Here is a 9720-nt window from a genome sequence, read left to right on the forward strand (position 1 = left end):
CGCACGAGCTCGTTCCCGCGGGCGTGCGTGACGGCGGTCAGGGCGATGGCGGAGCAGCGCCACCCCTCTCTCGTCCGGACGAGCCGGTGGGCGTAGTCGCCCCAGACCTCCCAGAGATCATCACCGAGTGGCCGCTCCAGCCGGTTGAACGCGTAGCCCTTCGAGCGCACGCCGGCCCGGTCGCCGTCGATCCGGATGTCGTGGTTGCCGCGCATGTGGAAGCTCTTCTTCTGCTCGTACAGGTTGCGCCGCCAGGCACCGACGAGCTCGTCGGCGGCCATCCGGGCGGGAGCGCCGCCGTCGAGCGCCACGAAGTCCACGTCCACCTGATCGGTGAAGTATCTCCTGCACAGAGCCCAGTCCTTGGCGTCCACCGCCTGGTCGATGCCGTCCACGACGGCGCGCACCGCCTCCCGATCCTGCGGCGAACCCGCCGTCGATCCGGGTTGAGGAGCTCCCGCCGCGGCCGCGGGAGCGGCCCCCAGCGCGCCCAAGCCCGCCACGCCCAGTGCGGCGGCCGTCACCACTCCACGGCGGGACGCGCTGTGCCGTCCTGCTGTCGTCATGTCTTCCTCCTGGTCGCTGCTCTTCAGGCGTACTGCAGGTCGGCCCGCGCGATGGCGCCGTCGCGGTAGGTGAAGCGGTAGTGCGCCCGCCAGCCGTCGGACCCGGAGGGGGCCCAGTGCACGAGCAGATCCTGGCCGCCGGCCATGGGCGTGATCCGCAGTATGCGCAGCCGTCCGCCGATGACCTCCGCGGCGGCCCAGTCGCGGATCGCCTCGCGACCGCGGATGCTTCTGCTGACGTCGACGATCTCGGCGTCCGTCGTGAACGCCTCGGCCAGGCCGGTCAGGTCCTCCTTGTTCACCGCGTCGACGTACGCCCGGCCGGGCGCGGCGACGTCCGCCGCCGCATCGGAGCGGGCCGTGGACGACATGGCCGAGGGGTGCGACGCCGCGGGGGTGGGCCCGGACCCACCGCAGCCCCCGGCCGCCATCGCCGGCACGACCGTGCACACCGCCGTCGCTCGTTTGAGGGTCGTTCGTCTGAGGGGTGTTCTTTTGAGGGGTGTTCGCGTGGGGGTCGATCGCATGAGGACAGCGTGCGGGCGCCGCCGATGGCGTGTCCAAGACCTCTGGTGATAACCAATGGCTATGGACGTCCATGTACGGGATCTTCGCTATTTCCTCGCGGTCGCCGAGGAACTGCACTTCACCCGGGCGGCGGAGCGGCTGTTCGTGTCCCAGCCCGCCCTGAGCAAGCAGATCGGGCGGCTGGAGGCGACGCTGCGGGTGCCGTTGTTCGTCCGTGACCGGCGCTCGGTCGCGTTGACCGCGGCCGGCAGCGCCCTGGTCTCGCCGGCCCGGGACATCGTCGCCCGGTGGGACGAGGCGCAGCGTGCCGTCGCCGACGCGGCCGCCGCCGAGACGGCGATGCTGCGGGTGGGAATGTCGACGAGTGTGGGCCGCGATCTGCTGCCGTCGGCCGTCGAGCGCTTCACGAGGCGGCACCCGTCCTGGCGGATTCAGCCTCGACAGGTGGACTGGGGCGACCCGACGGCTGGGCTGGCCGACGGTTCGGCCGACGTCGCGCTGATCTGGCTGCCCGCCCCGGTGCAGCCGCCGCTCGCCTCGCGCGTCCTCGTCACCGAACTGCGCTGGGTCGCCCTGCCGGCCGCGCACCGGCTCGCCGGGAACGAGGAGGTCGCCTTCGCCGAACTTCTCGACGAGCCGTTCCTCGCCCTCCCGGACGCCGCCGGTACGGTGCGCGACCACTGGCTCGCGATCGAACAGCGCGCCGGCCGTCCCGTACGGATCGGCGCCACAGTGGCCAATGCCGACGAGACGTTCGAGGCAATCACGAACGGGCTGGGCATCGCCCTGCTCAGCTCGGGCAACGCCGCCATCTACCGCAGACCCGGCATCGTCACCCGGCCGGTCACGGGACTGTCCCCGGCACGGCTGGCCATCGCCTGGCGCGCCGGCGACCACCGGGCGGTCGTTCGCGACTTCGTCGAAGCCTGCACCGAGAGCTCGCCTCCGTGAGCCGCGGTCTACGGCGCGAGCGCCGGTCGTCTCTCAGTGCGGTATCGGGCCGGCGGCTGGCCGGTGATGCGCTTGAAGGCGTTGCTGAAGGCGCTCTCGGACGCGTAGCCCCACTCCGCGGCCACCGAGGCCACGGTGCGATTGCCGTCCCGGAGCGCCCGCTCGGCGGCGCGGACCCGCCAGCGCAGCAGGTAGTCGAGCGGAGGCAGGCCCACCAGGGTCTTGAACCGCAGAGCGAACGTGGAGCGGGACATCCCCACGGCCATCGCGAGCTCGCCGACCGTCCACCGGTGCGAGGCCCGTTGGTGCATCAGGGTGAGCGCGGCTCCGATCTGCGGGTCGGTCAGCGCTCCGAGTCAGCCCGGGACGCTCTCGTCGCCGCCGGAGCCGGTGCTCATCAACGTGCGCAGTGCGTGGATGAACAGGATCTGGGTGAGGTGCTCGGTCATCACCTCGGCTCCGGGCAGCGCCGCCGCGGTCTCGTCGGCGAGCAGCCGCAGGGTCGGGTGCAGCACCTGGGCTGAGTGGGTTCCTGCGGGGATGCGGGCGACCGACGGCAGATTGTCGAGGAGCAGGGCGGCCGTGGTCTCGTCGAAGGTGACGTTGCCGCCGATCATGATGGTCCGGGCGGCGCCGTCCGGCTCGGTGCCGTAGCGGAGGGTGCTGGAGGCGGCGGCGGCGAACATGGCGTAGCCGTCGGCGGGCGGGGTGTCCAGGTCTCCGGCCAGCTGGTACGGGCGACCGCTGGCCAGCAGATAGCAGTCCCCGGCCTCCACGCGTACGGGCGCGGTGTGCTCGGCCGTGATCCAGCAGGAACCGGCCACGACGGCGCCGACCTTGACGTGCTGGTAGCCCTTGAAGGCGAGGGCCCACCGGCCGCCGGCCTCCAGGCGTGAAGGTGACGCGCTGCTGACGTTCAGCAGGGACAGGACGTCGGACAGGGGATCCATGGCCATCTCCGGACGATCGAGCACATCTTGCGGACTGTCTCTCATGGATTATCCATCCGGCTGTTCATAGCCTCTAAGCAGGCATTCCAGAGGAGTTGGACAGTGAAGTACGAGCAACTCGGCACCACCGGCGTCTTCGTCTCGCGCATCGCGCTCGGAGCGATGACCTTCGGGGGCGCCGGTATCCCGCCGTGGGACGTGGTCGGCGGATTGGATCTGAGGGACACCGACCGGCTGATCGGCATCGCGCTGGACCACGGGGTCAACCTCATCGACACCGCGGATATCTACGGCATGGGCGAATCGGAGGAGCTCGTCGGCAAGGCGCTCGGATCCCGCCGCCGGGACGTGCTGATCGCCACCAAGACCTACGCCCGGATGGGCGGCGGCCCCAATGACGTCGGCCTGTCCCGGCTGCACATCATGCAGTCTCTCGAGGACAGCCTGCGCAGGCTGGGCACTGATCACATCGATCTGTACCAGATTCACAGTTTCGACTCGCTGACGCCCTTCGAGGAGTCGCTGGGCGCTCTCGACGACGCCGTTCGCCAGGGCAAGATCCGCTATATCGGCGCCTCGAACCTCGCCGCCTGGCAGCTGATGAAGACCCTCGGCGTCTCGGACCGGCGCGGGCTGGCCCGGTTCGTCTCGCTGCAGTCCTACTACTCCCTCGCCGGGCGGGAGCTCGAGCGGGAGATCCTGCCCGCGCTCCGCGACCAGGGTCTCGGTCTGCTGGTCTGGAGCCCGCTGGCGGGCGGCCTGCTCTCCGGCAAGTTCGACCGCACCGGCACCACCGACGACAACGCGCGCCGGGCCAAGGCCGACTTTCCGCTCGTGGACCGCGAACGGGCCTACGACATCATCGACGCGCTGCGGGTGGTCGCCGCCCGCCATGAGGTCCAGGTGTCCCGCGTCGCTCTGGCCTGGGTCTTCGCCCAGCCGGGCGTGACGAGCACCATCGTCGGGGCCAGACGTCCCGACCAGCTCATCGACAACCTCGCCGCCGACGATCTGGTGCTGACCGCACAGGACCTCGATGAGCTCGACGGCGTCAGCGCAGTGCCCCTCGAGTACCCACCTGGATCCAGGGCGACCTGGCCACCCGCCTGCCGCAGACGGCCTGACGGCGGTGGCCTGCCGGGCCGGACGAGTGCCGCCGGCGTCCCCGGGGCGGTGTGCCCCGGGGACGCCGGCGGTGTCCCTTGATCACGGTGCCGCTCAGCCGGCGGTCGCCGCGTCGCCGTCCGCGCTCACCGGCCGGTAGGTGAGGACGACGACGCCCGTGCTGAAGGTCGTGGTGTCCTCGTGCCTCAGGGTCGCCTCGACGCCCTCGCGGAACAGGCGCTCCCCCTTCCCGAGGATGACCGGGTAGACCCAGATGCGGTACTCGTCGAGCAGACCGTGCTCCATGAGCGTGTCGGTGAGCCGGCCACAGCCCCAGATCAGGATGTTCTGGCCGGGCTGCTGCTTGAGCCTGGTCACCTCGGTGACGAGGTCGTCGCCGGGGATGATGGTCGAGTTGTTCCACTCGGCCTTCTCCAGGGTCGAGGAGACCACGTACTTGGCCATGCTGTTCGCGCGGTCGGCGTAGGGGTTGCCGCCCATGGACGGCCAGGCCGCCGCCATGCCCTCGTAGGTGACCCGCCCCAGCAGGAGGGCGTCGCTGCCGAAGAGCAGGTCGACCGCGTACGCCTGGGCCTCCTCGTTCGAGTACTTCATGGACCACAGGTGCGGGTTGTCGATGAAGCCGTCGAGCGTGGTGTACGTAGTAGCGATGATCTTTCTCATGACTTCCTCCGGATGGTGATCAGGATCGTGGGATCGGGTCGTGGGGCGTGGAGATGAGGGGCGGCTCACGTGCCGTAGGGGCGCCTTGCCCGGGCGTCCCGTAGTGCGTGGGCCCACCAGGACAGCCGGTCGAGCGCGGTCGCGGCGGCGGCGTTGCAGTCGGCGGTGGGTTTGGGCCAGGAGCCGTCGGCGGCGAACAGGTCCCAGTAGCGGGGGAGGCAGATCGCGTCGCGGATGGCCACGGCGTTGAGTTCGGTGAAGATCTCGCGCAGCTGGCCGATGGCGTGCAGGCCGCCGGACTCCCGGCCATAGGCGACGAAGGTGACGGGTTTGGCCTGCCACTCCTCGTAGTACCAGTCGATGGCGGTCTTGAGCGGAGCGGGAAAGCTCCGGTTGTACTCGGGGGTGACCACAGCGAAGGCGTCGGCGGCGGTCAGCCGCGGCGCCAGTGCCCGTACCTGCGGGGGAACGGGCTCGTCCTGGTCGGTGAGGTTCTGCGGCAGGCCGGCCTCGGCCAGGTCGATGAGGTCGACCTCCAGGTCCGCGCGGCGGCGGGCTTTGGCGGCGAACCAGCCGGCCACGGTGGGGCCGAACCGGCCGCTCCGCGTGCTGCCGATGATGACCGCCAGCCGCAGCCGCTCGCTCTCCGACATCTCCCGCCCTCCTCGGTGCTCGTATCCGGCTCGACGTGTCCGACTGTGCCGCAGGCCCTTTACGGCTTGTTTCTCGTCGGCTTACGGCCGGGTTCGGCCGGTGCGTAAGGCGACGAGAGGGGGACCTGGCATGCCGTTATCGTGGCCCTCATGCTTTTCGGGGTGCTGGGGCCGCTGGCCGTGTGGACGGCCGACGGTGAGCCCGTCGCCGTGCCCGGGCTGAAGGTCCGCGCGCTCCTGGCCGATCTCCTGGTGCACGAGGGACGGCCGGTGCCCGCCGACCGGCTGATCGACGACCTGTGGGGCGACGACCTGCCGGGCAACCCCGCAGGCGCGCTGTCGGCCAAGGTCTCGCAGCTGCGACGGGTGCTGGAGGACGCCGAGCCGGGCGGCCGGGAACTGGTGCTGCACCTCCCGGCGGGCTATCTGCTGAAGGCCGACACCGACGCCGACAGATTCCGCGCCCTGATCGCCGAGGCCGGCCGGGCCGGCGAGCCCGGCGCGAGGGCGGCGCTGCTGTCCGACGCGCTGGCGTCGTGGCGGGGGCCGGCGTTCGCCGACTTCTGCGACGAGCCGTTCACCCGGGCCGCGATCACCCTCCTGGCCGAGCAGCGGCTGACCGCGCAGGAGGACAGGGCAGAGGCATGGCTGGCGCTGGGCGAGCACACCGCGCTGGCCGGAGAACTCGGTGATCTGCTCGCCGAGCATCCGCTGCGCGAGAGGTTGCGCGCCGCGCACATGCGCGCCCTCTACCGCTCGGGACGGCAGAGTGAGGCCCTCGACAGCTACGAGAGGCTGCGCGCGTTGCTGGCCGACGAACTGGGGTTGGACCCGGGGCCGGGTCTGGTGGCTCTGCACCGCGCGATCCTGACCCAGGATCCCGCACTGGCCGCCCCCGCCGTGGTGGATCCATCGGCGATCCGGACCGCCGAAGGAGCCGCCGAACGGGCCGCCGCGAATCGCCGGGCCCCGAGCCTGCCCGCGCCGCTGACCGATCTGATCGGCAGGGACGACGCGGTCGCCGAGATCATCGCCCGGTTGGCGGCCGACCGCCTGGTGACACTCACCGGGCCGGGCGGGGTGGGCAAGACCCGGCTTGCGGTCGAGACGGCCGGACGGCTGGTCACCCCGCGCGGTGACGATCTCTCCGGCCCTACGGCGGCGCCCGGCTCCGATGGGCTTCCCCCTCCGGCCGATGCCGCCGGCCCGTTTTCCGATGGCGTGTGGCTGGTGGAGCTGGCCGCGCTCGACCGGGCCGCCGACCAGGACGCGGTGACCCGGCTGGCTGAGACGATCATGGTGGCGCTGGACATCCGGGACATCACCGGCTCCGCGGAGCACGGTGAGCCGGTGACCGCCGTAGACCGGCTCACCGAGGCGCTGCGCACCCGGCGGCTGCTGCTGGTGCTGGACAACTGCGAGCACGTCGTCGAACCGGTCGCCGAACTCGCGGAACTGCTGCTGCGGGCGGCCCCCGGGCTGCGGCTGCTGACCACCAGCCAGGAGCCCCTCGGCCTGGCCGGTGAAGTGGTCTGGAGTGTTCCGCCGCTGGAGGTGCCCGACCCGGCCGCCGACCTCGCGGCACTGGAGCGGACCGGTTCGGTGCGGTTGTTCGTGGCGCGCGCGTCCGCCGCGGCCCGGGGCTTCACCCTCGACACCGGCACCGCTCCGGCGGTCGCCGTGCTGTGCCGCCGGCTGGACGGCATCCCGCTGGCCCTGGAACTGGCGGCGACGAGGGTGCGGGCACTGGGCGTGCACGGCCTGGTCGAGCGCCTGGACGACCGGTTCCGGCTGCTCGCCACCGGGCACCGCGGCGCGCCACCGCGCCAGCAGACGCTGCTGGCGATGATCGACTGGAGTTGGGAGCTGCTGCCCGGCCCCGAACGCGTCGTGCTGCGACGGCTGGCATTGCACGCCGACGGCTGCACGCTGGAGGCCGCCGAGGCCGTCTGCGCGGACGGCGAACTCGACGGCCTGGACGTGCTCGACCTGCTGGCTCGCCTGGTGGACCGGTCTCTGGTGGTCATGGTCGACGGTGCGGACGCGCCTCGGTACCGGCTGCTGGAGTCGGTGGCGGCCTACTGCGTTGAGCGCCTCCAGGAGGCGGGGGAGTTCGAGCGGGTACGTCGGCGGCACCACGCCTACTACGCCGCTCTCGCCGAGGAGGCCGGGCCGTACCTGCACGGAGCGGACCAGCGGCGGTGGCTGCGGCGCCTCGACGCCGAGGCCGCCAACCTTCGCGCCGCGCTCAACACGGCGGTGAGGGACGCGGACGCGGGCGGCGCGCTGCGTCTTGTCAACGCGATGACGTGGTACTGGTTCCTGCGCGGCCGGGTGGCCGAGGCCCGGCGATCACTGGCGGCGGCGCTCGCCGTGGCCGAGGGGGGCGAGGAGGCGCCCGGTGCCGGTCGGGTCCCCGGGTCTCGCAGCGAGGCGTCCGCCGTTCCGGTCTCGGCTCGCCGAGCCGAGGCCCGGGCCTGGGACGCCGGTATCGGGTTCCTCCACGGCGACGTCGCGGACCGGGACGAGCGCCGCCGAGCGGTCCTGCGGCTGTTCGAGGGCGTGGACGCCCCGCGCGGGCGTGCGAGAGCCGAGTGGTTCCTGGCCTACACCGGGGTCGATCTGGGCGACTTCGCCGTCGCCGAAGATCTGGCGAGCCGGGCACTACCGGTCTTCCAGGCACTCGGCGACCAATGGGGAACGGCCGCGGTCCTGGCCACCCGCGCCAAGCTCGCGCATGTCCGAGGCGACCTGGTCGCGCTCGAACGCGACGGCGAGCGCAGCGCGGAGCTGTTCGGCGAACTCGGGGACCGCTGGGGCCTGCTGGAGGCCACGGGCTGGCTCGCCGGACTGGCCGAGATGTCCGGTGACCTCGAGCGGGCCGAGCGGCTGCATCGGGACGGTCTGCGCATGGCCGAGGAACTCGGACTGTGGACGGAGGTCGCCGGACGGCTGGCCTGGCTGGGCTGGATCGCTCTGCAGCGCGGCGACTACGCGGATGCGCGGGAACCATGCGAGCGGGCCCTGCGGCTCGCCGTCGAGCAGGGCCACCAGACCGGGCAGATCTTCGCCCAGATCGGGCTCGCCTTCGCCGCCCGAAGGGACGGCCACGTCGACCGCGCGGAGACCCATCTGCGTGACATGCTGAGCCGGACCCCGCGGCTGGACGACGAGCAGGTCCCGCCCCCGTACCTGCCCATGATCTTGACCGAGCTGGGCTTCGTCGCCGAGCAGCGGGGCGAGGCGGCGGTGGCGCTGGCCCTGCACCTGGAGTCACTCGACCTCACCGCCAGGTTCGCCGGCTCCCGCGACATGCCGAGCGCCCTGGACGGTCTCGCCGGGGCATTGGCCCTCGCCGGAGACCACGACCGTGCCGCCCGATTCCTGGGCGCGGCGGCCGCGATCCGGGTGTCCGGCTCCGTGCCCGCGACCGCCGCCGAACAGGGCGACATCGATCGGATCACCGCGCGCGTTCGTGACGCGGTGGGCGAGGACCGCTTCGCCGCCGAGACGGAACTCGGCGGCACGCTCACCCCCGAAGAGCTGCAGTCCCTGGTGGCCGCAACGGAGGGAAGAGCCCGCTCTGTCACGAGGACCGGCGTCGGCTCCTAGCCTCGATGATTCACTCCGCCGCCGACCTGGGCCGGATAAGGACATCGACTCCCCTATCGTCCCAAGTCAGGAGCACTTTCTGTGGTTGCCGCACCGATCGGCTCACCCGGCGGCCGCAAATCTCGGGGCTAGCTGAGCACGTTCTCAGGGCTGGCTGAGGGCGGGAATCCCGTGCTGGCCCCCCACATCTCCGCGAACCGGCCATTGTCGATGCGGAAGATCTCGAACAGCATGGGCTGCGCGTCGTCGTCGTCGGGGGTCGTGATCCCCTCGACGGTCGAGCGGACAGCGGCCCTGTCGCCGTCGACCAGGATGTCCTGGGCGACGACGCGGATGCCGGGGAACCGGGCAACGAGCGTGCGCCAGGCGTCCTTGCCCGCCTCGAATCCGGTGGCGCCGAGCGGATGGCTGAAGAAGCCGGGGGTGTGCAGGTCGTCGCCCTGGTCGAATTGCCGGTTGTTGAAGCACTCCTGCATCTGCCGCACCAGGGCGCTGGCGTCCCCGCGTGTAGTCATCGGCGTATCTCCTCGTGGCCGGCAGGCCGAGTCATGATGAGCGGCACCGCTCGGTAAGCGGTGCGCCGCCCCGGTTACGGTCAGAAGCATACGGTGCGGCGCCCCGGTTAAGCTAGTGGCGACATGTCCGGACAGCCGCCCGACCCCGCACCGGCGA

Annotated in this window: 10 protein-coding genes; 3 read left to right on the forward strand and 7 right to left on the reverse strand. The window is 71.8% G+C overall.

Annotated elements, in window-relative coordinates; translation table 11 throughout:
* Together HKK72_RS30835 and HKK72_RS30840 are read right to left on the reverse strand one after the other, a co-directional pair.
* On the reverse strand, nucleotides 1–566 hold a 566-nt coding region (locus HKK72_RS30835; protein WP_187237958.1), incomplete at its 3' end, for a nuclear transport factor 2 family protein.
* A 23-nt stretch (nucleotides 567–589) separates the two neighbouring features.
* On the reverse strand, nucleotides 590–1018 hold the full coding sequence (locus tag HKK72_RS30840; RefSeq protein ID WP_187237959.1) for a nuclear transport factor 2 family protein: 429 nt from the start codon (nucleotides 1016–1018) through the stop codon (nucleotides 590–592).
* 130 nt (nucleotides 1019–1148) lie between these two features.
* On the opposite strand from HKK72_RS30840, the gene HKK72_RS30845 reads away from it, so the two are divergent.
* Nucleotides 1149–2045, forward strand: coding sequence for a LysR family transcriptional regulator (locus HKK72_RS30845; RefSeq protein ID WP_222721353.1), 897 nt, complete (start codon nucleotides 1149–1151; stop codon nucleotides 2043–2045).
* An 8-nt stretch (nucleotides 2046–2053) separates the two neighbouring features.
* Here the strand turns inward: HKK72_RS30845 and HKK72_RS30850 are convergent, their stop codons facing one another.
* Nucleotides 2054–2356 carry a helix-turn-helix transcriptional regulator gene (locus HKK72_RS30850; protein WP_187237961.1) on the reverse strand — a complete coding sequence of 101 codons (303 nt, stop codon included), beginning with the start codon at nucleotides 2354–2356 and terminating at the stop codon, nucleotides 2054–2056.
* 45 nt (nucleotides 2357–2401) lie between these two features.
* Nucleotides 2402–3001, reverse strand: coding sequence for a cupin domain-containing protein (locus HKK72_RS30855; RefSeq protein ID WP_187237962.1), 600 nt, complete (start codon nucleotides 2999–3001; stop codon nucleotides 2402–2404).
* A 96-nt stretch (nucleotides 3002–3097) separates the two neighbouring features.
* Here HKK72_RS30855 and HKK72_RS30860 point away from each other — a divergent pair, with 96 nt between their 5' ends.
* Nucleotides 3098–4201 (forward strand): aldo/keto reductase, encoded by a 1104-nt coding sequence (locus HKK72_RS30860; protein ID WP_187237963.1) that lies wholly within the window; start codon nucleotides 3098–3100, stop codon nucleotides 4199–4201.
* A 12-nt stretch (nucleotides 4202–4213) separates the two neighbouring features.
* Here HKK72_RS30860 and HKK72_RS30865 read toward each other — a convergent pair whose 3' ends face one another.
* Entirely contained in the window at nucleotides 4214–4783 is a 570-nt protein-coding gene (locus HKK72_RS30865; protein ID WP_187237964.1) for a dihydrofolate reductase family protein, read from the reverse strand.
* Between the two features lie 65 nt (nucleotides 4784–4848).
* Nucleotides 4849–5436: an NADPH-dependent FMN reductase gene (locus HKK72_RS30870; RefSeq protein WP_187237965.1), complete on the reverse strand. Its 588-nt coding sequence runs from the start codon at nucleotides 5434–5436 to the stop codon at nucleotides 4849–4851.
* A 150-nt stretch (nucleotides 5437–5586) separates the two neighbouring features.
* Here HKK72_RS30870 and HKK72_RS30875 point away from each other — a divergent pair, with 150 nt between their 5' ends.
* The gene (locus HKK72_RS30875; RefSeq protein ID WP_187237966.1) at nucleotides 5587–9048 is read left to right on the forward strand and encodes a BTAD domain-containing putative transcriptional regulator; all 3462 of its coding nucleotides are present in this window, start codon (nucleotides 5587–5589) and stop codon (nucleotides 9046–9048) included.
* A 128-nt stretch (nucleotides 9049–9176) separates the two neighbouring features.
* Here the strand turns inward: HKK72_RS30875 and HKK72_RS30880 are convergent, their stop codons facing one another.
* The gene (locus HKK72_RS30880; protein ID WP_187237967.1) at nucleotides 9177–9563 is read right to left on the reverse strand and encodes an ester cyclase; all 387 of its coding nucleotides are present in this window, start codon (nucleotides 9561–9563) and stop codon (nucleotides 9177–9179) included.
* Nucleotides 9564–9720: the final 157 nt, after the last annotated feature.

It is taken from the genome of Actinomadura sp. HBU206391 (assembly GCF_014323665.1).
Classification (GTDB): domain Bacteria; phylum Actinomycetota; class Actinomycetes; order Streptosporangiales; family Streptosporangiaceae; genus Actinomadura_C.